This is a genomic window from Streptomyces fulvorobeus, assembly GCF_013167895.1.
GTDB lineage: Bacteria > Actinomycetota > Actinomycetes > Streptomycetales > Streptomycetaceae > Streptomyces > Streptomyces fulvorobeus.
On sequence record NZ_BLWC01000001.1, the window covers coordinates 861,118 to 883,989 of the forward strand.

At 71.2% G+C, this 22,872-nt stretch carries 18 protein-coding genes and 2 pseudogenes; 4 read left to right on the forward strand and 16 right to left on the reverse strand.

The features are described from left to right. Window positions 1-6 precede the first annotated feature (6 nt). The 11 genes and pseudogenes from Sfulv_RS03705 to Sfulv_RS03755 form a co-directional block, all read right to left on the reverse strand. The gene (locus Sfulv_RS03705; RefSeq protein ID WP_173311284.1) at window positions 7-1,119 is read right to left on the reverse strand and encodes a M24 family metallopeptidase; all 1,113 of its coding nucleotides are present in this window, start codon (window positions 1,117-1,119) and stop codon (window positions 7-9) included. Between the two features lie 70 nt (window positions 1,120-1,189). Then, window positions 1,190-2,005 (reverse strand): Pro-rich N-terminal domain-containing protein, encoded by an 816-nt coding sequence (locus tag Sfulv_RS03710; RefSeq protein WP_173311287.1) that lies wholly within the window; start codon window positions 2,003-2,005, stop codon window positions 1,190-1,192. 125 nt (window positions 2,006-2,130) lie between these two features. Then, window positions 2,131-2,571, reverse strand: coding sequence for a type II 3-dehydroquinate dehydratase (gene aroQ, locus Sfulv_RS03715; protein WP_173311290.1), 441 nt, complete (start codon window positions 2,569-2,571; stop codon window positions 2,131-2,133). Then, window positions 2,568-4,217: a 3-dehydroquinate synthase gene (gene aroB, locus Sfulv_RS03720; protein WP_173311293.1), complete on the reverse strand. Its 1,650-nt coding sequence runs from the start codon at window positions 4,215-4,217 to the stop codon at window positions 2,568-2,570. Before aroB ends, aroQ begins: the two co-directional genes overlap by 4 nt. Continuing rightward, a complete protein-coding gene (gene aroC, locus Sfulv_RS03725) occupies window positions 4,214-5,398 on the reverse strand; it encodes a chorismate synthase (RefSeq protein WP_173311296.1) in 1,185 nt (394 codons plus the stop codon). Before aroC ends, aroB begins: the two co-directional genes overlap by 4 nt. Window positions 5,399-5,544: 146 nt before the next feature. Beyond that, on the reverse strand, window positions 5,545-6,372 hold the full coding sequence (locus Sfulv_RS03730; protein WP_173311299.1) for a shikimate dehydrogenase: 828 nt from the start codon (window positions 6,370-6,372) through the stop codon (window positions 5,545-5,547). Then, window positions 6,369-8,038 (reverse strand): annotated as a pseudogene (gene mltG, locus Sfulv_RS03735) (endolytic transglycosylase MltG). Before mltG ends, Sfulv_RS03730 begins: the two are co-directional and overlap by 4 nt. 94 nt (window positions 8,039-8,132) lie before the next feature. Further along, window positions 8,133-8,609: a Holliday junction resolvase RuvX gene (gene ruvX, locus Sfulv_RS03740; protein WP_173311302.1), complete on the reverse strand. Its 477-nt coding sequence runs from the start codon at window positions 8,607-8,609 to the stop codon at window positions 8,133-8,135. Then, a complete protein-coding gene (gene alaS / locus Sfulv_RS03745) occupies window positions 8,609-11,278 on the reverse strand; it encodes an alanine--tRNA ligase (RefSeq protein ID WP_173311305.1) in 2,670 nt (889 codons plus the stop codon). The genes ruvX and alaS overlap by 1 nt, the downstream gene beginning before the upstream one ends. After that, window positions 11,278-11,616 (reverse strand): DUF6167 family protein, encoded by a 339-nt coding sequence (locus Sfulv_RS03750; RefSeq protein ID WP_173311308.1) that lies wholly within the window; start codon window positions 11,614-11,616, stop codon window positions 11,278-11,280. Before Sfulv_RS03750 ends, alaS begins: the two co-directional genes overlap by 1 nt. Window positions 11,617-11,623: 7 nt before the next feature. Next, the gene (locus Sfulv_RS03755) at window positions 11,624-12,073 is read right to left on the reverse strand and encodes a DUF948 domain-containing protein (RefSeq protein ID WP_173311311.1); all 450 of its coding nucleotides are present in this window, start codon (window positions 12,071-12,073) and stop codon (window positions 11,624-11,626) included. A gap of 237 nt (window positions 12,074-12,310) precedes the next feature. Between Sfulv_RS03755 and Sfulv_RS03760 the strand changes: the two genes are divergently transcribed. Then, entirely contained in the window at window positions 12,311-14,509 is a 2,199-nt protein-coding gene (locus tag Sfulv_RS03760; protein ID WP_173311314.1) for an ATP-binding protein, read from the forward strand. A 14-nt stretch (window positions 14,510-14,523) separates the two neighbouring features. Here Sfulv_RS03760 and rpsD read toward each other — a convergent pair whose 3' ends face one another. Further along, complete coding sequence (gene rpsD / locus Sfulv_RS03765) at window positions 14,524-15,138, reverse strand: 30S ribosomal protein S4 (protein WP_018960518.1); 615 nt, start codon at window positions 15,136-15,138, stop codon at window positions 14,524-14,526. A gap of 193 nt (window positions 15,139-15,331) precedes the next feature. Here rpsD and Sfulv_RS03770 point away from each other — a divergent pair, with 193 nt between their 5' ends. Next, window positions 15,332-16,033 carry a DUF2470 domain-containing protein gene (locus Sfulv_RS03770; protein WP_173311317.1) on the forward strand — a complete coding sequence of 234 codons (702 nt, stop codon included), beginning with the start codon at window positions 15,332-15,334 and terminating at the stop codon, window positions 16,031-16,033. 28 nt (window positions 16,034-16,061) lie between these two features. On the opposite strand, the pseudogene Sfulv_RS03775 reads toward Sfulv_RS03770, so the two are convergent. The 4 genes and pseudogenes from Sfulv_RS03775 to Sfulv_RS03790 all read right to left on the reverse strand — a co-directional run bounded on the left by Sfulv_RS03775 (window position 16,062) and on the right by Sfulv_RS03790 (window position 20,479). Next, window positions 16,062-17,449: pseudogene (locus Sfulv_RS03775) on the reverse strand (replication-associated recombination protein A). Window positions 17,450-17,493: 44 nt separating this feature from the next. Then, window positions 17,494-18,129, reverse strand: a complete 636-nt coding sequence (locus tag Sfulv_RS03780) for a vitamin K epoxide reductase family protein (RefSeq protein ID WP_173311320.1) — start codon at window positions 18,127-18,129, stop codon at window positions 17,494-17,496. 373 nt (window positions 18,130-18,502) lie between these two features. Then, on the reverse strand, window positions 18,503-19,777 hold the full coding sequence (hisS, locus tag Sfulv_RS03785) for a histidine--tRNA ligase (protein WP_173311323.1): 1,275 nt from the start codon (window positions 19,775-19,777) through the stop codon (window positions 18,503-18,505). Between the two features lie 15 nt (window positions 19,778-19,792). Then, window positions 19,793-20,479 carry an MBL fold metallo-hydrolase gene (locus tag Sfulv_RS03790; RefSeq protein ID WP_173311325.1) on the reverse strand — a complete coding sequence of 229 codons (687 nt, stop codon included), beginning with the start codon at window positions 20,477-20,479 and terminating at the stop codon, window positions 19,793-19,795. A 148-nt stretch (window positions 20,480-20,627) separates the two neighbouring features. On the opposite strand from Sfulv_RS03790, the gene Sfulv_RS03795 reads away from it, so the two are divergent. Next, window positions 20,628-21,428 (forward strand): peptidylprolyl isomerase, encoded by an 801-nt coding sequence (locus Sfulv_RS03795; protein WP_173311328.1) that lies wholly within the window; start codon window positions 20,628-20,630, stop codon window positions 21,426-21,428. A 187-nt stretch (window positions 21,429-21,615) separates the two neighbouring features. After that, window positions 21,616-22,845, forward strand: a complete 1,230-nt coding sequence (locus Sfulv_RS03800; protein ID WP_173311331.1) for a DUF349 domain-containing protein — start codon at window positions 21,616-21,618, stop codon at window positions 22,843-22,845. Window positions 22,846-22,872: the final 27 nt, after the last annotated feature.

The following is a 22,872-nucleotide window of genomic DNA, read 5'->3' on the forward strand; positions in this document are numbered from 1 at the left end:
TGCGCGCTAGAGCGCGAGCAGCTCCTTGGTCGTAATGGTGAGTAGCTCGGGTCCGCCGTCCGCCTCAGGGCGCACGACGAGCGTGTCATCGATCCGGACCCCGCCCCGGCCCGGGAGGTGGACCCCGGGTTCGACGGTGACCGGCACACAAGCGTCCAGTTTACCCATGGCTGCCGGTGCCAACTGCGGGTCCTCGTCTATTTCGAGCCCGACCCCGTGCCCGGTCCAGGGTGCGAGGCCCTCACCGTAGCCCGCGGACTCCAGGATATGGCGGGCCGCGTGGTCGACGTCGCGGTAGGCGGCGCCGGGCACGAGCGCCTCCCTGCCGGCCCGCTGAGCGGCGAAAACAAGGTCGTAGAGCTCGATCTGCCAGTCCGCGGGAGTCGTCCCGATCACGAACGTGCGGCCGATCGCGCAACGGTAGCCGCGGTAGTTCGCGCCGAGGCGGACCGAGAGGAAATCGCCTTCCTCCACCCGCCGGTCCGATGGCCTGTGACCGCCACGGCCCGAATGGGGCCCGGTGGCGACGGAGGTCGCGAAGGCCGGGCCGTCCGCGCCGTGGTCCACCAGGCGGCGTTCCAGTTCCAGGGCGAGGTGGCGCTCGGTCCTGCCCACCAGGATCGATTCCAGGAGCTCACCGAGCGCGTGGTCGGTGATCTCGGCGGCGATCCGCAGGCAGGCGATCTCCTCCTCGTCCTTGACGACCCGCAGCTGCTCCACGGCGGAGCCGAGGTCGGCCAGCCGTAGCCGGGGGGCGACCGAGCCCATGGCACGGTGCCGGGCGACCGTCAGATCGTGCTCCTCGACCGCGAGGGACTCCGCGCCCAGAGCCATGGCCAGATCAGCGGCGGCGACCACGGGGTCGCCGCCGGGCGCCGGGAGCACGGTCTGGCGCAGCGCCTCGTCGGGGCGCCCGTCGGCGGGGTCCTTGGCGGGCGCGCGGGGGCAGAGCAGGGTGTCCTCGGAGGGTGCGGGTCCGAGCAGCAGGACGGCCCCCCTGGGGGCCGCGCCCGCGAGATAGCGGACGTTGGCGGGGCGGGTGACCAGGGCGGCCGCGGACCCCGCGGCGGCGCACCGGTCGCGGAGCAGGCCACGGCGGACGGCGTACACCTCTGACATGTTCCGAGCCTACGAGCGGGTCCCTGGGAACGCCCGGCCAGCGCACCCGACCGGGGGGACCGCCGGGCGGCTACCAGGTCGGAGGAGTGGCTATGGAGCGGGCCAGGACGTCGTCCAGGACGCGTGCCGTCGTCTCCACGTCGAAGCCGGAGTTGTCGATGATGGGCAGCCCGGAGCCGTACCAGCCGGCCATCCGGCCGTGGATGCGGGCCACCTCCTCGTCGGACAGCCGCCGGTTCCCGCTGCGCTCCGCGTTGCGCTCCAGGACGACCTCCAGGCCGGGCAGGAGGACGACGGGCAGAAGACCGGGGCCGACGTGGCGCTTCCACCCGCCGAGGCCGACCACGGGCCGGTCGGGGAAGACCGCGTCGTCGAGGATGCAGGAGATCCCGTTGGCCAGGAAGTTGCGGGCGGCGAAGCCGCAGGTGCGCCGGGCCAGCCGGTACTGAACCTCGGAGTGGTCGTTCCACCCGGCCTGCGGGTCGGCGAACCCGGAGCAGACCCATTCGCGTACGTCGTCGAGGGAGACGTGCGCGGTGGGGACCCGGCGGCGAGCGGCCCAGAGCCTCGCCACGGTGGTCTTCCCGGCGCCCGCGGGGCCGATCAGGAGCACGGCGAGGGTCGCCGCCCCGGTTCCGGGCTCGACGGGCGGCGCGGGCAGGGGTACCGGGCCGCCGGGGGGCAGCGGTACGTGACCGGTGGTCTCGCGCGATGACGGCACGGGGGCGTGGCGCGGGGCGGGGCCGGACCAGCCCTGGCCCGGGGGTGGAGGCTGGACCGGCGGCGGGCCGGGATGGCCGGGGTGCTGGGCCTGGTACGGCCGGCCGACGGGTCCGTTTCCGGGACCCTGGGGCGGCGGCAGCGGGGCCCCCACTGCGTGCTGCATCCGGTGCCACTCCGTCTCGTACAGGCAACTGGCGCTGGTGGAACGGCAACCGTACCGTCCCCGCCACCGCGAGGTGAACGGACGGGGACGGCCCGGAGTGCCCGCCGGCCGGTGGGGCCGGCTGATCAGACGTCGAGCTCGTCGGCCAGGGCCCGCAGGGCGAGGCGGTAGGAGCCGATGCCGAATCCGGCCACGGTCCCGGTGGCCACGGGCGCGACGACCGAGGTGTGGCGGAATTCCTCCCGTGCGTACGGGTTGGAGATGTGCACCTCGATCAGCGGGGCGGTCCGCTGGGCTGCCGCGTCCCGCATGCCGTACGAGTAGTGCGTGAACGCACCGGGGTTGAGAACGACCGGAATCGAACCGTCCGCCGCGTCGTGGAGCCAGCGGATCATCTGGCCCTCGTCGTTGGTCTCGCGTACGTCCACGTCGAAGCCGAGCTCCTTGCCGAGCGCCTGGCAGGTCTCGATGAGTCCGGCGTAGGAGGTGGCGCCGTACACGTCGGGTTCACGGGAGCCCAGGCGCCCCAGGTTCGGTCCGTTGAGCACGAGGACCCTGCGCGTCACGCGGAGACCTCCCCGTAGGCGGCGAGCAGGACGGCGGGGTCGGGGCCTTCCAGAACCGTGGGCTTGCCCAGGCCGTCCAGGACGATGAAGCGCAGCAGGTCGCCGCGGGACTTCTTGTCGACCTTCATGTTCTCCAGCAGCTTGGGCCACTGGTCGCCGCGGTAGGTGAGCGGCAGCCCGACGGATTCGAGGACGGCGCGGTGCCGGTCGGCCGTCGCGTCGTCGAGCCGGCCGGCCAGCCGGCCCAGCTCAGCGGCGAAGACCATGCCCACGGAGACGGCAGCGCCGTGGCGCCACTTGTAGCGCTCGTTCTTCTCGATGGCGTGCGCGAGCGTGTGCCCGTAGTTGAGGATCTCCCGGAGGCCGGACTCCTTGAGGTCGCTGGAGACGACCTCGGCCTTGACCCGGATGGACCGCTCGATCAGCTCGGCGGTGTGCTGTCCGGCGGGCGAGCGGGCGCCTTCGGGATCGGCCTCCACCAGGTCGAGGATGACCGGGTCGGCGATGAAGCCGGCCTTGATGATCTCGGCCATGCCGGACACGTAGTCGTTGACCGGCAGCGAGTCCAGGGCGGCGAGGTCGCAGAGGACCCCGGCGGGCGGGTGGAAGGCGCCTACCAGGTTCTTGCCCTCGGCCGTGTTGATGCCGGTCTTGCCGCCGACCGCCGCGTCGACCATGCCGAGCACGGTGGTGGGTACGGCGATCCAGCGGACGCCGCGCAGCCAGGTGGCGGCGACGAATCCCGCCACGTCGGTGGTGGCGCCGCCGCCGACGCCGACGATGACGTCGGTGCGGGTGAAACCGGTCTGGCCGAGCGCCTTCCAGCAGTACGCCGCGACCTCAGCCGTCTTGGCCTCCTCGGCGTTCGGCAGCTGGACGGCGATGGCCTCGTACCCCTGGGATGCGAGGTCCTCACGGACCGCCTCACCGGTTCCGGCGAGTGCCTCGGGGTGCAGGACGGCGACCCGCTTCGCACGGTTGCCGATGAGGTGGGGCAGCTCGCCGAGCAGCTGGCGGCCGACCAGCACCTCGTACGGGTCGGTGCCCGCCGTGCCCGCGATCCGGATGCGCGTGGGTTCCTGCTCCGTCATACCTGTCTTCTCCCGGCCGGACGGTACGGGGCCGCTGCCCGCCCGCTCCGGCAGTTCCAGTGCGTCGATGATCGCCTGCGCGACCTCGTCGGGGGTGCGGTCGTCGGTGGCGACGGTCGCGCCGGCCACTTCGGTGTAGAGGTGGCGGCGGGCTTCCATCAGCTCGCGCCACTGCCGGCGCGGGTTGACGGCGAGGAGCGGCCGGGCGGTGTTGAGCCCGACCCGCTTCACCGCCTCGTCGACGTCCATCGACAGGTAGACGACGGTGTGCCCCGCGAGAAGCCCGCGGGTCGTCGGATCGAGTACGGCGCCGCCGCCGAGGGAGAGGACACCCGTGTGCTGGGCGAGCGCGGCCCGCACGGCCTGTCGCTCCAGCGCACGGAAGTGGTCCTCGCCCTCGTCGTAGAAGATCTCCGGGATCGGCTTGCCCGCCGCGGCCACGACGTCCGCGTCGGTGTCCCGGTACGTGGTGCCGAGCCGTTCGGCGAGCAGCTCGCCGACCGTGGACTTGCCGACCCCCATGGGGCCGACCAGCACGATCAGGGGGCCGCTCATCGGATCTGGAGGTGGTCGAGGTACGACCGGACGTTGCGGCGAATCTCCGGGACGCTGTCGCCGCCGAACTTCTCCGCGACCGCGTCCGCCAGGACCAGGGCGACCATCGCCTCGGCGACGATGCCCGCGGCCGGAACGGCACAGACATCGGAGCGCTGGTGGTGCGCCTTGGCGGCCTCGCCCGTGACGACGTCGACGGTGGCGAGCGCACGGGGCACGGTGGCGATGGGCTTCATCGCGGCACGGACCCGGAGCAGCTCTCCGGTGGTCAGACCGCCCTCGGTGCCCCCGGCGCGCCCGGAGGCGCGCCTGATGCCGTCCTCGGTGACCAGGATCTCGTCGTGCGCCTTGGAGCCGGGCACGCGGGCCAGGTCGAAGCCGTCGCCGACCTCGACGCCCTTGATGGCCTGGATACCCATCAGCGCCGCCGCCAGACGGGCGTCGAGACGACGGTCCCAGTGCACGTGCGAACCGAGGCCGACCGGGACTCCGTACGCGAGCACCTCGACGACTCCGCCGAGCGTGTCGCCGTCCTTGTGCGCCTGGTCGATCTCGGCGACCATCGCCTTGGAGGCGTCGGCGTCCAGGCAGCGCACCGGATCGGCGTCGAGCTTCTCGACGTCGGCGGGCGTCGGGTGGACGCCGTAGGGCGCTTTCGCGGTGGCCAGCTCGACGACATGGCTGACGATCTCGATGCCCGCGGTCTCCTTGAGGTACGAGCGGGCGACCGCGCCGAGCGCGACGCGGGCCGCGGTCTCGCGGGCACTGGCACGCTCCAGGATCGGCCTGGCCTCGTCGAAGCCGTACTTCTGCATGCCCGCCAGGTCGGCGTGGCCGGGGCGGGGGCGGGTGAGCGGGGCGTTACGGGCCAGCTTGGCCAGTTCCTCGGGGTCCACGGGGTCGGCCGACATCACCTGGTCCCACTTGGGCCACTCGGTGTTGCCCACCATGACGGCGACGGGCGAGCCCATGGTGAGACCGTGCCGGACACCGCCCAGGAAGGTGACCTCGTCCTTCTCGAACTTCATCCGCGCGCCGCGGCCGTAACCGAGCCGACGCCGGGCGAGCGCGTCCGCCACCATCTCCGTGGTGACCGGGACACCGGCGGGAAGACCCTCCAGCGTCGCCACGAGTGCGGGTCCGTGGGACTCCCCCGCGGTCAGCCAGCGCAACCTGCTCAACGGTGCTCCTCATGCTCGCGCCTGAAAATCCAACGGCGCGACCGGGTGCGCGGCCCTGGCCCGCCGCCCCGATCCTCCCACGACCGGGAGGTGTTCCGGCCGCCGGTCCAGCAGACGGACGGGCTCGGTGGGCGCGGCAGGGGGCCTCAGCGGGCCGCGAGCGCCCGTTCTCCCGCGTGGCGCATGGCGGCCAGCGGGGCCGCGACACAGCCCGTCATGTGTTCGACCTGGAGGACCGCTTGGTGCACGAGGAGGTCGAGACCTCCGACCACTGATCCCTGCCGGGCCGTCCAGGCCGCTGCGAGCGCGGTGGGCCAGGGCTCGTAGAGCACGTCGAACAGCGCGCCGGGAGCCTCGGGTACCGCCCCGGCCAGCGCGTCCGTGGCACCGGCCGGCGTGGTGGCGACGACCAGCGGTGCCTGCAGCGCCCGCGCCGCGTCCGCCCAGTCGGCGATCCGTACGTCCACGGCGAGGCGCTCACCCCAGGCGCGCATCTCGGCGCCCCGCTGAGGGCTGCGTACGTAGGCCGTGACCGGTCCGGTGCAGATCACGGCGAGCGCGGCGAGCGCGGAGGAGGCGGTGGCTCCGGCGCCGAGGACGGCGGCCGAGTCCACCTTCTCCACCCCGCGTTCCCGCAGCGCCGCGATCATGCCGGGGATGTCGGTGTTGTCCCCGAAGCGCCGGCCGTCCTCGTCGAGGACCACGGTGTTGACCGCCTCGACCGAGGCCGCGGTCGCGCTGATCTCGTCCAGCAGAGGAAGGATCGCGCGCTTGAGCGGCATCGTCAGCGAGAGCCCGGCCCAGGAACCGTCCACCCCCTCGACGAATCCGGGCAGCGCGGCCTCGTCCACCTCGAAGCGGTCGTACGACCAGTGGGCGAGGCCGAGCTCCGCGTAGGCGGCCCGGTGCAGGACCGGGGAGAGCGAGTGGGCGATGGGCGAACCGAGGACGGCGGCCCGGCGGGCGGTGCTCACTGCTTGGCCTTCTCGTCCTCGTACTTCTGCCGGTTGCGCTCGTGTTCGTCGTTCGTCACGGCGAAGACGGTCTTGTCCTCGGTCACGGAGACGAAGTAGTACCAGGGGCCGGGCGTCGGGTTCATCGAGGAGTGCAGCGCGTCCGCACCGGGATTGCTGATCGGACCGGCCGGAAGGCCCTGGATCTTGTACGTGTTGTACGGATCGGCGATCTTCCGGAGTTCGTCCACGGGACCGAGGTCCAGGGTGCTCTGGCCCTTGATGTAGTTGACCGTGGAGTCGAATTCGAGCCTGCCCACCGTTTCGGTGTTCCCGGGCTCGAGGCGGTTGTAGACCACCCGCGCGACCTTGTCGAAGTCGTGCTTGTACTTGCCCTCGACCTGCACGAGGCTCGCGACCGTGATGAGCTCCCAGGGGTTCTTCAGACCCAGCTCGGTCGCCTTCTCCTCCACCTCGGCCTTCTGGTACTCCTCGTTGGCGCGGGAGACCATGCGCCGCAAGGCGTCCTCGGGCTTCGACCCCTTGGACACCGGGTAGGCCGCCGGGTAGAGAAATCCTTCCAGCGGGTCCTTGACCTCGGGATTGTCCTCGGCCCACTCGGGCAGCCCCAGACTCTCCGCGTTCGTCTCGGCGACTTCGGCGGTGCTGCCCTTCGCGAGCCCGAGCCGCTTGTCGATCATGGCGTAGACCGTGACGTTCCTGGTTCCCTCGGGAATGACGAGGGCGTTCTGGCTCCTCGGGTCCAGCATCAGCTTCACGGCGCTGTCCGCCGACATCTCCTCCTTGAGGAGATACACGCCGGCCTGGATGGTCTTGCCCCGGGGATTGGAGTTCTGCGCCGAGACGAAGGCGTCGATGGACTTGACGACGCCCTTCTTCTTCAGGATGTTCGCGATCTCGTTGCCGAGGGCCCCCTTGGGGATCTCGACCTCGACCTGGCCGGAGCCCTCGCCCGCGTAGTCGGGCGCCGCGCCGAACTGCTCCGTGTAGTAGGAGTAGCCCAGGTACGCCACTCCCCCAGGCCGCCGACGAGGACCACCGAGACCACCAGGCAGGCGCAGCCGTTCCTGCTCTTCCTCTTGCCCTTGCCCCGGCGTTCGCTTCCGCCGCGCCCGCCGCGGCGCGAGGCGCGCGAGTCGTCCTCGGGCTCCTCGTCGTCCCGGGCGTCACGGCCCACCGGCTCGTCGGTACCCGTGAAGAAGGGGTGCGTCTCCTCCTGGGGTACGTCCGGGTTCCACTCCCGCGCCTGCTGTTCGGGCACGGCCTCACGGCGGCCCGGAGGCTGCGGCGGCGGGTACGCCTCGGGCGTGCCGTAGTAGTCCTGCTGTTCGCCGTAGCCGGCCGGCTGCTGCCCGTACGGGTCCTGGGGCTGCCCGCCGTACGGCATGGCGGCCTGCTGGCCGGGGTCCCAGCCGGCGTCGTACTGCTCCTGCTGCGGCTGCTGGCCGTACGGGTCCTGCGGGGTGCCGTACTGCTCCTGCTGCGGATACGGGTACGGCTGCTGCTGCGGCTGCTGGGCGTACGGGTCCTGGGGGCAGGGCTGCTGCTCGTTGCCGTACTGGCTCTGGCCGTGGGCAGCCTGCCGGCTGTCCCATCCCTGGTCCCCGTACAAGGGGTCCTCGGGATGCCACGGTTCGGAGCCGGGGCCCCGGCCATACTCAGTCATCGATCCCCTAGTGCCGCGAGACGACGTTCCGCCTCTTGCTGTGCAGTGTTTGTTCGAACACCGCCGCATCGCGCGGAACGTTACCGTATCGCGATCAGACAACCACTTCGACGCCCTCGCCGGGCGCCCGGCCTGACGCCCGTTCGGACTCCAGAGCGTTCTGGAGGATCACCACAGCGGCAGCCTGGTCGATGACAGACCGCCCCTTCCTGGACTTCACGCCCGAGGCGCGCAGTCCCTGAGTGGCCGTCACTGTGGTCATCCTCTCGTCCACCAGCCGCACCGGAACGGGTGCGACCGCACGGGCGAACACCTGAGCGAACGCCCGCACCTTCACGGCTGCCGGGCCCTCGCCGCCGCCGAGGGAACGGGGCAGACCGATGATGACCTCGATCGGCTCGTACTCCTCGACGATCTGCCCCAGCCGCCGGTGGGCGGCCGGGACGTCGCGTCCCGGCACGGTCTCCACCGGCGTGGCGAGGATGCCGTCGGGATCGCACGAGGCGACCCCGATCCTGGCGTCACCGACGTCGATCGCCAGCCGGCGGCCCCGCCTCAGCAGCGCACTCATCAGGCGGTCTCGCCGACCAGGCGCTCGACAGCGGTGACGGCCTCACCGATGGCGTCCGGGTTCGTCCCGCCGCCCTGGGCGACGTCCGGCTTGCCGCCACCGCCGCCGCCGAGGGTCTTGGCGGCCGTGCGGACGAGGTCACCGGCCTTGAGGCCACGTTCGCGGGCGGCCTCGTTGGTGGCGATGACGGTCAGCGGGCGGCCGTTGGCCGTGGTGAAGAGGGCCACCACGGTGGGGCGGTCGCCCGGAATCCGTCCGCGCACGTCGAGGACGAGCCGGCGCAGGTCGTCGGCGCCGGTGCCGTCCGGAATCCTGCCGGTGACCAGGGCGACGCCCCGTACGTCCTGGGCGCCCTCGGCGAGACCGGCGGCGGCCTGGAGGACCTTCTGCGCACGGAACTTCTCGATCTCCTTCTCGGCGTCCTTCAACTTGCCGAGCATCGCGGAGATCTTCTCCGGCAGCTCCTCGGGACGGCCCTTGACCAGCTCCTGGAGCTGGGCGACGACCGTGTGCTCGCGGGCCAGGAAGTTGTACGCGTCCACGCCGACCAGGGCCTCGATGCGGCGCACGCCGGAACCGATGGACGACTCACCGAGCAGCTTGACCAGGCCCAGCTGGGCGGTGTTCCTGACGTGCGTGCCGCCGCACAGCTCCTTGGAGAAGTCGCCGATGGTGACGACGCGGACCCGCTCGCCGTACTTCTCGCCGAACTCGGCGATGGCGCCCTGCTTCCTGGCCTCGTCGATGCTCATGACCTCGGCGCTCACGTCGAGTTCGTGGCTGAGCACCTCGTTGATCTTCTGCTCGACGTCGGTCAGCACGGTGCCGGGAACGGCGGCCGGGGAGCCGAAGTCGAAGCGGAAACGGCCGGGCTGGTTCTCCGAACCGGCCTGGGCGGCCTGGGGGCCCAGCGCGTCGCGCAGTGCCTGGTGCGTCAGGTGCGTGGCGCTGTGGGCGCGGGCGATGGCCCGGCGGCGCTGGAGGTCGATGGTGGCCTGGGCCGGGGCTCCGACGGTCACCTCACCGACCTGGACGACGCCCCGGTGGACGTACACGCCGGGGACCGGCTTCTGGCAGTCGCGGACCTCGACGACGGCGCCCGAGTCCAGCCGGATGCGGCCGGTGTCGCCGATCTGGCCACCGCCCTCGGCATAGAACGGCGTACGGTCCAGGACGATCTCGACCTCGTCGCCCTCGGTGGCGGCGGGCGAGGGCACGCCGTCGACGAGGATGCCGACGACGGTGGACTCCCCGGCGGTGTGGTCGTACCCGATGAAGTCGGTCTCACCGGCGGCGTCAGCGATCTCGCGGTAGCCGGACATGTCGGCGTGGCCGGTCTTCTTGGCCTTGGCGTCCGCCTTGGCGCGGTCCCGCTGCTCCGTCATCAGACGGCGGAAGCCCTCCTCGTCCACGGAGAGGCCCTGTTCGGCGGCCATTTCGAGGGTGAGGTCGATCGGGAAGCCCCAGGTGTCGTGGAGCAGGAACGCCTTCTCGCCGGAGAGGACCTGGCCACCGGCGGCCTTGGTCTCGGTGACGGCGGTGTCGAGGATGTTGGTGCCGCCCTTGACGGCCTTGAGGAAGGCGGCCTCCTCGGCGAGTGCGACCGTCTCGATGCGCTTGCGCTCGGTCAGGAGCTCCGGGTACTGCTGCCCCATCGTGGTGATCACGACGTCGGCCAGTTCCCGGATGACCGAGCCCGTGGCGCCCATGAGCCGCATGTTGCGGATGGCGCGGCGCATAATGCGGCGCAGGACGTAACCGCGGCCCTCGTTCCCGGGGGTGACGCCGTCGCCGATGAGCATGACGGAGGTGCGGATGTGGTCGGCGACGACGCGCAGCGAGACGTCCGACGCGTGCTCGGCGCCGTAGCGCACACCGGTGAGCTCGGTGGCCTTGTCCATGACGACGCGCAGGGTGTCGGTCTCGTACATGTTCTGTACGCCCTGGAGGATCATGGCGAGGCGTTCGAGGCCGAGACCCGTGTCGATGTTCTGGGACGGCAGGTCCCCGAGGATCGGGAAGTCCTCCTTGCCGTCGCCCGCGCCCCGCTCGTACTGCATGAAGACCAGGTTCCAGATCTCCACGTACCGCTCGTCGTTGACGGCCGGGCCGCCCTCGACGCCGAACTCGGGGCCGCGGTCGTAGTTGATCTCGGAGCAGGGGCCGCAGGGGCCGGGGACGCCCATGGACCAGAAGTTGTCCTTCTTGCCCAGGCGCTGGATGCGCTCGGCGGGGACGCCGATCCTGTCGCGCCAGATCTGTTCGGCCTCGTCGTCGTCGAGGTAGACCGTGATCCACAGACGCTCGGGGTCGAGCCCGAAGCCGCCGTCCTCGACGGAGTTGGTCAGGGCCTCCCAGGCGTACTGGATGGCCCCTTCCTTGAAGTAGTCCCCGAAGGAGAAATTGCCGCACATCTGGAAGAACGTGCCGTGCCGGGTGGTCTTGCCGACCTCTTCGATGTCCGGCGTGCGGACGCACTTCTGCACGCTGGTGACGCGCGCGGCGGGCGGCTTGACCTCACCGAGGAAGTACGGCTTGAAGGGAACCATGCCCGCGGGGACCAGCAGCAGAGTCGGGTCGTCCGCGATGAGCGACGCCGAAGGGACGACGGTGTGACCGCGCTCCTCGAAGAAGCTCAGCCAGCGGCGGCGAATTTCAGCCGACTCCATCAGTGGTCCTCATTCCGGTTGTGCGGCGTACGGGGAAGGGTGCGGGGTGTGCCGGCGGGGTCCGCCGGTTCGACGGCGAAGTGCGGCCGTACCGGGAGCTCGGGATCGGCCGGTGCCTCGAGGCCCAGCGCCCCGCCCAGTTCGGCCTCGCGCCGGATCATGCCTTCGCGCACATCGAGGGCGAAGTCCTTGAGCTTGTGACCCGTCTCGATCGCCTTGTCGGCGGCCTGCGCCGCAAGGCTCGCTGGGGTCAGCTGCTTGATCTTGCGGTTGACCTTGGTGGTGGCCCAGACGCCGGCTGCGGCGCCGGCGGTGAACCAGAACGTACGGCGGAACATCGCTGCGTCAGTCCTTCTGTCCGCGGGAACTGCGGCCGTTCCGCTTCTTGGCTCGGGCGGACGGCACAGTACGGCCGACGACCACCGTACGACGGGAGGGCCGGCCGGCCGGCTCGGGTTCGGGGACGGACCGGCGGCCGATCGCCTGCCGGACCCCGTAGCCGAAGGCGGCGACCTTGACGAGCGGGCCGCCGAAGGTCGACGCGACGGTGGAGGAGAGCGCGGAGGCGTTGGAGGTGACCTCCTGGACGTCCGTCGCGATCGCGTCGACCTTGGCGAGCTGGGTCTGCGCGGAGCGGACCGTCACGGACGCGTCGGCGAGCAGCGGGACGGCCTGCTCGGTCACGTCCGCCACGAGCTTCGTGGTCGCCCTGAGCGTCTGGGCGAGCCTCGCCAGCACCACGGCGAGGAACGAAACCAGGATCGCCCAGAAGACGGCCACCAGGATCCCGGCCACCTCTCCACCGGACACAGTGCACCGCTCTCTGCTCGTCGCCTGCCCCGTGGGGGGCCTGTCTGCTTGTCTCTGCGTGTCTCTGCTCGGCCGGCGACCCCTGTCATCACAGGCGATCGTCGTCCCACGAGCCTATCGCGCCGGGCGTCAGGCCCTGTACCGCATTACCGGTGGGTGAAGACGGGACGCATCGGAGGCAGATTGTACGGAGAGCTTCCGAGCCCGTACTCTGCGTGTCTTATGCGACGCCTTCAGCGCTCCTTCTCCCCACCCGGCGACCCGGGTTCACGCCCCTCCCGCGTCCGGGGCAATCTCCCCGCGGAGCTGAACAGGTTCGTGGGGCGCGACGACGAGCTGGCCGAACTGGGGCGCCTGCTGGAGGAGTCCAGGCTGGTGACGCTCGCGGGGGTGGCGGGAGCGGGCAAGACCCGCTGTGCGACCCGGCTCGCCTCGCTGCTGGAGAAACGGTACTGCCATGGCGTCTGGATCGCCGAGCTGTCCGCCGTCCAGGATGCCGGACTGCTCGAACACGCGCTGGTCGACGCGCTCGGGCTCACCGACCACACCAGCAGACCGCCGCGCGCCACGCTCGTCGAACACCTGGCCGCACGTCAACTCCTGCTCGTACTCGACGGCTTCGAGCAGATCACCGAGGCCACGGCCGAGCTCGTGACCGAACTGCTGCGCCGTGCCCCCGGGCTGAGCGTCCTGGCCGCCGGCCGGCGCCCCCTCCGGGTGGAGGGCGAACTGACCTTCCCGCTGGCGCCGATGAGCGAGCGGGACGCGTGGGAGCTGTTCGCCGAGCGGGCCCGCTCCGTACAGCCCGGGTTCCGGCTCACCGACGGCAACCGGGCCGCCGTGGGGGAGCTCTGCCGCCGCCTCGACGGGCTTCCGCTGGCGATCGAACTGGCGGCGGGACGCATGCGTGCCCTGTCGGTGGAGCAGATACTGCACCGCCTCGACGACCGGTTCCGCCTGCTGACCGGCGGGAGCCCCGTCGCTCCGGCCCGCCACCGGACCCTCCGTACGGCCATCGGCTGGAGTCATGAGCTGTGCGCCCCGCAGCAGCGCCTGCTGTGGGCACGGCTGTCGGTCTTCGCCGGGCAGTTCGACCTGGAGGCCGTGGAGTACATCTGCAGCGGCCCCGAGCTGCCGGCCGACTCGGTGCTCGACGTGCTCGACGCGCTCCTCGCCCAGTCGGTCGTGGTGCGTGAGGACTCGGCGGCCGGCTGCCGCTACCGGCTGCTGGACACCGTGCGCGAGTACGGCGCCGAGTGGCTGGCCGCCACCGGGGACACGGACCGCTTGCGCCGCAGGCACCGGGACTGGTTCGTGGGGCTGGCGACCTGGTGCGAGCTGGACTGGTTCAGCCCGCGGCAGAGCGAGGTCGCGGCCCGTGTCGACAGTGAACTGCCCAACCTGCGGCGGGCGATGGAGTGCTCCATGGAGTGCCCGGAGGAGGTCCATCTCGCCCAGTACCTGGCGGGCACCCTCTGGTTCTACTGGGTCGGCTGCGGCCGTCTCGCCGAGGGACGGCACTGGCTGGACCAGGTACTGGAGGAGGAGTCGCCCTACGACGCGTCCCGGCTGAAGGCACTGTGGGTGCTCGGGTACGTGGCGGTGCTCCAGGGGGACGCGGTAGGCGCCGTCTCCGCGCTCCAGGAGTGCCGGGAGGAGGGGGAGCGGGTCGGTGACGCCTCGGCCGTGGCGTACGCGGTGCACCGGATGGGCTGCCTGGCGCTCGTCACCGATGACATGGCGCGGGCGCAGGAGCTGCTGCGCGACGCGCTGGAGCGCTACCGGGAGGCGGGTGAACTCAACAGCAATGTGCTGATGGGCCAGGTCGAGCTGGCGATGGCGGTGGCCTTCCTCGGCGATCTGGACGGCGCGGTCGCGATCTGCGAGGAGGTCAGGGAGATCTGCGACGACCACGGGGAGCGGTGGGCGCTCGCCTACGCGCTGTACGTGCTGGCGTACGCGGCCCTTCAGCGGGGGGAGACCCGCCTCGCGCGCCGGATGCTCCTGGAGTGCCTGGGCATCGGCCGGACCTTCCACGATCTGCTCGCCACCGTACTGACCCTGGAGCTCCTCGCCCTGGTCACCGCGGTCGACGGGGACGCGGCCGAGGCCGCCGTACTGCAGGGGGCGGCCGGGGGGATCTGGCCCTCGGTGGGTCTGCCGCTGTTCGGTTCGGCGCATTACGGGCTGCCTCGGGCCCAGTGCGAGGAACGTGCCCGCGGAGAGCTGGGTGAGGAGGCGTACGAGGCGCGGCGGCGTACGGGTGAGCACCTGAGCCTGGACGCGGCCGTGTCGAGGGCACTGTCCGGCGGCCCGCGGCTGCCGGGCCCGGCGGGGACCGGCACTCCCGCGGCGCCGGGGGGAACGCGAAGGCCCGCCGCCTCCCGGACAACAGGGAGGGGCGGGCCCGAGCTCGGGTGAGAGCTACGCCGGGATCAGCGGGCGTAGTACTCGACGACGAGCTGTTCGTCGCAGATGACCGGGATTTCCTTGCGGTTCGGGTCCCGGTCCAGGCGGAAGGCCAGGGCCTTCAGGTTCACCTGGAGGTAGCGCGGGGTCTCACCGTCGGTGTCGTAACCACCCTCGCGGGCCACCTGGAAGGGGACCTTGGAGCGGCTGCGCTCACGGACCATCACGACGTCGTCGGGACGGACGCGGAACGACGGCTTGTCGACCTTGCCACCGTTGACCTCGATGTGGCCGTGAACGACCATCTGGCGGGCCTGGTAGATGGTGCGGGCGATGCCCGAACGCAGGACCAGGGCGTCGAGGCGGCGCTCGAGCTCGACGACCAGCGCCTCGCCCGTCTTGCCTTCGGCCTTCTTGGCGCGGTCGTAGGCGCGGGCCATCTGGCGCTCGCTGATGTCGTACTGCGCGCGCAGACGCTGCTTCTCGAGCAGACGGACCTTGTAGTCCGAGTTCTGCTTGCGGCCACGGCCGTGCTCGCCCGGCGGGTACGGACGGGCTTCGAAGTACTTGACAGCCTTAGGCGTCAGGGCGATGCCGAGGGCACGCGACTTCTTGACCTTGGGACGCGACTGGTTAGGCACGTTCTCCAGACCTCCGTTGTAGGTTAAGTTAGGTAAGGCTTACCTTACTCAAGGAGATCGCATGTCTCGCCCTGGGAACACCACAGACGTCACGGACAACACGGACAGCGGCAGCGCGCACGAGGGCGCTGCTACGACGGAAGGCCGATCTGATCGTGGTCAGCCGCGTCCCAGCGGGCTTGAAAACACTCGGATGCCGTCAGCAGCCGAGCGCACACGAACTCTCGTACAGAGTACCTGCTCCGCGGCACTGGTCGTACCGGGGCTCGATGTGACCTCCGCCGACCACCTGCTGCCCAGCTCCCGCAGCGTGGGTCCGGACGGTGGCCTGTTCCTGGAGTTCCCGGCCGGCTCGCCGGCCGTACGGGCCGCGACGCGCGCCGAGGGTGACGAGCTCAACGCCGTGCTGGAGCTCACGGACGTCGCACCGGTCTCCGTCCCGCACCGCGTCCGTGGCCGCGCCTGGATCTCGGGCCGGCTCACCGCCGTACCGGGAATGGCGGGTCCCGGCCGGATGATGCTGCGGCTGGAGACGGCGGAGGCGTTCGTCGACGATCTCTGGGGAGCGCAGGACGTCGAGCCCGAAGCCTTCCGCGACGCCGCCCCGGACCCGCTCGTCGTGCACGAGGCGGAGCTGCTCCAGCATCTGCACGCGGCGCACGGCGAGCGGATGGGGATGCTCCACGCGCTGCTGGGCGAGCGCGCGGCCTGTGACTGTCCGGCCCATCGGCCCTCCGCGGTTCCGGTGGCCCTCGACCGCTTCGGCCTGCGGGTGCGCTTCGTCGAGGGGCAGGGCTCCTGCTTCGACGCGCGCTTCGAGTTCCCCGAACCCGTGCGGGACGTCGTCGGGCTGCGCCGCGCCATGTACACCCTCTTCGAGGCGGCCTCCTGCTGACCCGGCGCGAACGGTCGTGCGGGGCCGGTCAGGCCGGCCCCTTGTCCCCAGCCGCACCGTCTGCTGAACCGGTCCTGCCGAGCCGCTCCCTGACCCGGTCCACCACGTCGGCGTACCGGGCCTCCGCCCCGTACCGCGTGGGTGTGTAGTAGCGCTTGTCGCGCACCGCGTCCGGGGCGTACTGCTGGGCGGCGATGCCCCCGGGGACGTCGTGGGGATAGACGTAGCCCTGTGCGTGGCCCAGCTTGGCCGCGCCCTTGTAGTGGCCGTCGCGCAGATGCGCCGGGACCGGCCCCGCGAGTCCCTTCCGCACGTCCTCCTGGGCCGCGCCGATCGCCAGCGTCGCCGCGTTCGACTTGGGGGCCAGCGCCAGGGCGATGGTGGCGTGGCTGAGGGTGAGCGCCGCCTCCGGGAAGCCGATCATCGCCACGGCCTGGGCCGCCGCGACCGCGGTGGGCAGCGCCGTCAGGTCGGCGAGGCCGATGTCCTCGCTGGCGGAGATCATCAGCCGGCGCGCGATGAAGCGGGGGTCCTCCCCCGCCTCGATCATCCGGGCCAGATAGTGCAGGGCCGCGTCCACGTCCGAGCCGCGGATCGACTTGATCAGGGCGCTCGCCACGTCGTAGTGCTGGTCGCCGTCCCTGTCGTACTTCACCGCGGCCCGGTCGACGGTGGACTCGACGGTCTGGAGGGAGATCTCCTGCTCGTGCGTGGCCAGCGCGGCACCGGCCGCCGCCTCCAGCGCGGTGAGGGCCCGGCGGGCGTCGCCCCCGGCGATGCGCAGCAGATGCGCCTGCGCGTCCTCGGCCAGCGTCACCGCTCCGCCGAGTCCGCGCTCGTCGCTCAGCGCGCGGGTGATCAGCGCCAGCAGGTCGTCGTCGGTGAGCGGCTCCAGGGTGAGCAGCAGGGAGCGCGAGAGCAGGGGGGAGATGATCGAGAAGTACGGATTCTCGGTGGTGGCCGCGATCAGCGTCACCCAGCGGTTCTCCACCGCCGGGAGGAGCGAGTCCTGCTGGGCCTTGGAGAAGCGGTGGATCTCGTCGAGGAAGAGGACGGTCTCCTTGCCGTACCCCCCGGTGGCACGGCGGGCGCCCTCGATGACGGCGCGGACCTCCTTGACGCCCGCGGTGATCGCGGAGAGCTCCACGAAGCGCTTGTTCGTCGCCTTGCTGACCACGTACGCCAGTGTCGTCTTCCCGGTGCCCGGAGGGCCCCAGAGGATCACCGAGGACGGTCCGGCGGGGCCGCCGCTGCCCTCCCCACGAGGCGGCGCAGGGGTGAGCCCGGCTTGAGCAGGTGCTGCTGTCCGACGACCTCGTCGACCGTACGGGGACGCATCCGCACAGCGAGCGGGCTGGCGGACGGGTCCTTCTCCTGGCGGTCTTCGGCGGCTGCGGTAAAGAGATCGGGCTCCACGTCGTGCAGCCTATGTCACCCCACTGACAACGCCGCCGGGTCCGTCAGCTGGTCCAGAAGTCCCACCAGCGGGTCAGGATCAGCATGCCGATGACGCCGATCCACAGGACGGGCGGGACCCAGTGGAACTCCGTGAGGGCGTTGCGCAGCCGGCCGGGAGCGGGCAGGACGCGGTGCTTGATGTTGTGCGTGGTGACGTAGCAGAACATGACGATCGTGGCGACCCAGGCGAGGCAGCACCACAGGCAGAGCGAGTTGATCTCGTAGAGCGACTGGTACTGGAGCCAGGTGCAGAAGCCGACGCCGAACAGGGTGCCCGCGTTGAGGCCGAGCCAGAACCAGGGGCGGTAGCGGGCGCCGGCCAGCAGCCCCATGCCGATGCAGACCACCATCGCGTAGGTGACGAGTCCGAGCATCGGGTTGGGGAACCCGAAGGCGGACGCCTGGTCGCTCTTCATGATGTTGCCGCACGCGACGACCGGGTTGAGGCTGCATCCCGGGGTGAAGCCGGGGTCCTCCAGCAGCTTGAACTTGTCGATGGTGATCACCCAGGCGGAGAGCAGACCGGCCGCACCCGTGATCACCAGGAGCAGTGCCAGCGCGCGACTGCCCCCGATGGCCCGCTTCCCACCGTCCTCCGCCTGGCCCGGGGAGGGATGATCTACCGCTGCAGTCGTCATATCGCCGTTCCGTCACTGAGTAGCCAGCTGGGCACCGTCATTCTGCCGCACCGGCCGCGCCGTCAACCGTTCGACGGACACACCTGTGTGCGCACGTCCGGCCCGGGACGGGCGGCTCCAGCGGACGCGCGGCCCGTCGCAGGAGGCGCGTTGAACGGCCCGGACCGCGGATCGTGCCTGGTGGGGTGTTCGCGGTCCTGGGTGTACGACGGAGGGGGAGGAGAGGGCGTCACGGGAGCTGGGCTACGGCCCGCCGTCGGGGCCGCCTGTCATCGCCCCCGGGGCCGGTGTCCCTCGAAGGATGAAGCGGCGCCCCGCCGAGTTGACGCTCCGCCAGGTGGTGCCCCGCTTCGCCCGCCCTCTCCCCCGGGCGTCATCCGTCCGAAGCGCTCAGCTTTCCGCGGATCGTGCCGGTCACGTCGGCCAGGGCCACCGCTTCCTGCTCGCCCGACTCCATGTCCTTGAGCTGGACGTTGCCCTCGGCCAGGTCGCGCTCGCCCGCGACGATCGTGAAGCGTGCGCCCGACCGGTTCGCGCTCTTCATCGCGCCCTTGAGGCCGCGGCCCCCGAACGCGAAGTCGGCCGCCACACCCTCGCGCCGCAGCTGCGTGACGACGCCGAAGAGCACCCGGCGGGCCTCCTCGCCGAGCGGCACCGCGTACACGCTGGTGGCGGCGGGGATCGGCAGCTCGATGCCCTCGGCCTCCAGCGCGAGAACCGTGCGGTCCACACCGAGGGCCCAGCCCACGGACGGGAGCGCCGGGCCGCCGATCATCTCGGACAGGCCGTCGTACCGGCCGCCGCCGCCCACCGCGGACTGCGAGCCCAGGCCGTCGTGGACGAACTCGAAGGTCGTCCGCGTGTAGTAGTCGAGGCCGCGCACGAGCTTCTCGTCGTCCTCGTACACCACGCCGGCCGCCGTCAGCAGGACACGGACCTCCTCGTGGTACGCCTTGCAGGCGTCGCAGAGGTGGTCGCGCAGCATCGGGGCGCCGACGAGCTGCTTCTGGACGTCGGCCCGCTTGTCGTCGAGCACCCGGAGCGGGTTGATCTCGATGCGCCTGCGGGTCTCCTCGTCCAGGTCCAGGTCGCGCAGGAAGTCCTGGAGCACCTCGCGGTAGGCGGGACGGCACTCCTTGTCACCCAGCGAGTTCAGCAGGATGCGGAACTCCGTGAGGCCCAGCGAGCGGTACGCCTGGTCGGCCAGGATGATCAGTTCGGCGTCGAGCGCCGGGTCCTCCGCGCCGATGGCCTCGGCGCCGACCTGGGAGAAGTGGCGGTAGCGGCCCGCCTGCGGCCGCTCGTAGCGGTAGTACGAGCCGGAGTACCAGAGCTTGACGGGGAGGTTGCCCGCCTTGTGGAGGTTGGCCTCGAGCGCGGCGCGCAGCACGGACGCGGTGCCCTCGGGGCGCAGAGCCAGCTTGTCGCCGCCCCTGGTCTCGAAGGCGTACATCTCCTTGGACACGATGTCGGTGGACTCGCCGACACCGCGCGCGAAGAGGTTCACGTCCTCGAAGCCGGGCGTCTCGATGTAGCCGTAGCCGGAGTCGCGCAGGGGTGCGGAGATGGCCTCGCGCACCGCGAGGAACTTCGCGGAGCGCGGCGGGGTCAGGTCGTACGTGCCCTTGGGGGCCTGGAAGGTGCTCACAGGGTTTCTCTCTCGTCACATTCCTCGGCGGGGCGCGTCCATGCCGTGCAGATACGGATTGGAGGCGCGCTCGCGGCCGATGGTCGTCTGGGGGCCGTGGCCGGACAGCACCACGGTCGAGTCGTCGAGCGGCAGGCACACACGGGCCAGCGACTCCAGCAGCTCGGCCTGGCTGCCGCCGGGCAGGTCGGTGCGTCCGACGGAGCCGGCGAAGAGCAGGTCGCCCGAGAAGAGGACCTGCGGAACGTCCGCGGCCTCGGGCATCCCGAACGTCACCGACCCCTTGGTATGGCCGGGCGCGTGCGCGACACCGAACTCCAGACCGGCCAGCTCCAGCACGGCACCGTCGGTCAGTTCCCTGACGTCGTCCGGTTCACCCACGGTCAGCTCGCCCATGAGAGGCATCCCGAAGGAGAGGCCGAGGCCCTTCTCCGGGTCGCTCATCATGTACCGGTCCTCCGGGTGGATCCAGGCGGGGACGTCATGGGCGCCGCAGACGGGGACGACCGAGGCGACGTGGTCGATGTGGCCGTGGGTGAGGACGACGGCGACGGGCTTGAGCCGATGCTTCTTCAGCGTCTCCTCGACGCCTCGGGCGGCCTGGTGCCCGGGATCGATGATCACGCACTCCTCGCCTGCGGCGGGGGCGACCAGGTAGCAGTTGGTCCCCCAGGCCCCGGCGGGGAACCCGGCAATGAGCACGATCGTCCTTAATGTTCGTCGACGGGAGAGGGTGCTGGGACGGATCCAGCAGATCAGAGCCTACCGGCGCTCCTCATCCCACAGCTAACCCATATACGGTACGGGGCAACCCAGGCCGGATCACACGACGTACAAGGGAGATCACCCGGTGGTCAGCAGCGATCAGCGGCGGCGTCAGCTCGCCCGTGAGAAGTTCGAGCGGCAGCAGCAGCGCCGGGAGGAAGCCCGCCGGAGGACCAGGCGTCTCACGGTGGTCATCGCGTCCGCGCTGGCCGTGGTGGCGGTCGTCGTCGCCGGCGCGTACGTCTCCGTCGGCAACGACGACGGCGGCAAGGACACGAAGGACGCCAAGGACACGGCGGCGAGCGCGACCCCCTCACCATCGCCCTCCGAGACCGGGAGCGCGGCTCCGGAACCCGCGATGAAGATCGACAAGACCGCCTCGTACTCCATGTCGCTCAAGACCAGCCAGGGCGGCATAGCGTTCACCATGGACGCGGCGAAGACTCCGCACACCACGAACTCCTTCAAGGCGCTCGCGGACAAGGGGTACTTCGACGGCACCAAGTGTCACCGTCTGACCACGGAGGGCATCTTCGTCCTCCAGTGCGGCGACCCCAAGGGTGACGGCACCGGCGGTCCCGGCTACACGATCCCGGACGAGAACCTGACCGCGCTGGGCAAGGCGGGCAAGGACGGCACGGTCACCTTCCCCGCGGGCACGGTGGCGATGGCCAACACCGGCCAGCCGAGCACCGGCGGCAGCCAGTTCTTCCTCGTGTACAAGGACACCAAACTGCCGCCCACCTACACGCCGTTCGGCACCCTGGACGAGGCCGGTCTGAAGACCGTCAAGAAGGTCGCCGCCGCGGGCGTCACCGGCGGGACGGGCGACGGTGCGCCGAAGAAGACCGTCACCGTCGAGAAGGCCGCCGTCGACAAGGTCTGACCGGGCCGGGCGGCCGGCCCGCCCCGTACGTGCCGCGCACCGGAGAATCTCAGCCGCGCTGAGTGCGGACAGCCGGGTGGCCGGTCGCCTAGATTGACGTTGTGCAGGGCGGGCGATGCCCGCCCCAGGAACTGTGGACGATGCCCGGGGGCGAACCCCCTCGCAGGCATCAGGTGGAGGAGGCGCTGTGAGCAGCGACCCGTGGGGCCGCGTCGATGAGACGGGCACCGTGTACGTGCGTACAGCCGACGGCGAACAGGTCGTCGGATCGTGGCAGGCCGGGACTCCCGAGGAGGCTCTGGCCTATTTCGAGCGCAAGTACGAGGGCTTGGTGGTCGAGATCGGCCTCCTGGAGCGGCGGGTGAAGACCACCGATCTCTCGTCCAAGGACGCGATGGCAGCCATCGATCACCTGCGCAAGCAGATCGACGAGCATCACGCCGTGGGGGATCTGGCCGCGCTGCGCGTCCGGCTGGACGCGCTCGTCGCGACGGTCGAGTCCCGGCGCGAGGAGCGCAAGGTCCAGAAGGCGAAGCAGACCGACGAGGCCCGCCAGGCCAAGGAGGCGCTCGTCGTCGAGGCCGAGGAGCTGGCGCAGAGCGAGCAGTGGCGTTCGGCAGGGGAACGGCTGCGCGCGCTGGTCGACACGTGGAAGGGGCTTCCGCGCCTCGACCGCAAGTCGGACGACGAGCTGTGGCACCGCTTCTCTCATGCCCGTTCGGCGTTCTCCAAGCGTCGCAAGGCCCACTTCGCGGCGCTGGACGCCCAGCGTGAGGACGCCCGCAAGGCCAAGGAGAAGCTGGTCGCCGAGGCCGAGGCGCTCTCCGGTTCCACGGACTGGGGCACGACGGCCGCCCGGTACCGCGACCTGATGACGGAGTGGAAGGCCGCGGGCCGCGCGCAGCGCGAGTCCGAGGACGAGCTGTGGAACCGCTTCCGCGGCGCGCAGGACGTGTTCTTCGCGGCCCGCAGCGGTGTGTTCGCCGAGCGGGACGCGGAACAGGGCGAGAACCTCAAGGTGAAGGAGGAGCTCGCCACCGAGGCCGAGAAGCTGGTGCCGGTGAAGGACCTGAAGGCGGCCAGGGCCGCCTTCCGTGCCCTCAACGAGCGCTGGGAGGCCGCAGGCCACGTGCCCCGTGACGCCCGCCCGAAGGTCGAGGGGCGGATGCAGGCGGTGGAGCGCGCGCTCCAGGAGGCCGAGGAGAACGAGTGGCGCCGCTCGAACCCGGAGGCGCGGGCGCGCGCCGAGGGTCTGACCGGTCAGCTCCAGGCGGCCGTGGACAAGCTGCGTAAGCAGATCGACACGGCGCGCGCCTCGGGCAACAACGCCAGGGCCGACAAGCTGGCCAAGGAGCTGGAGGGCCGCCAGGCGCTGCTGGACCAGGCGCTGAAGGGCCTGGAGGAGTTCAGCGGCTGATCTTCTCCGGACCACCGCGCGGAGAGG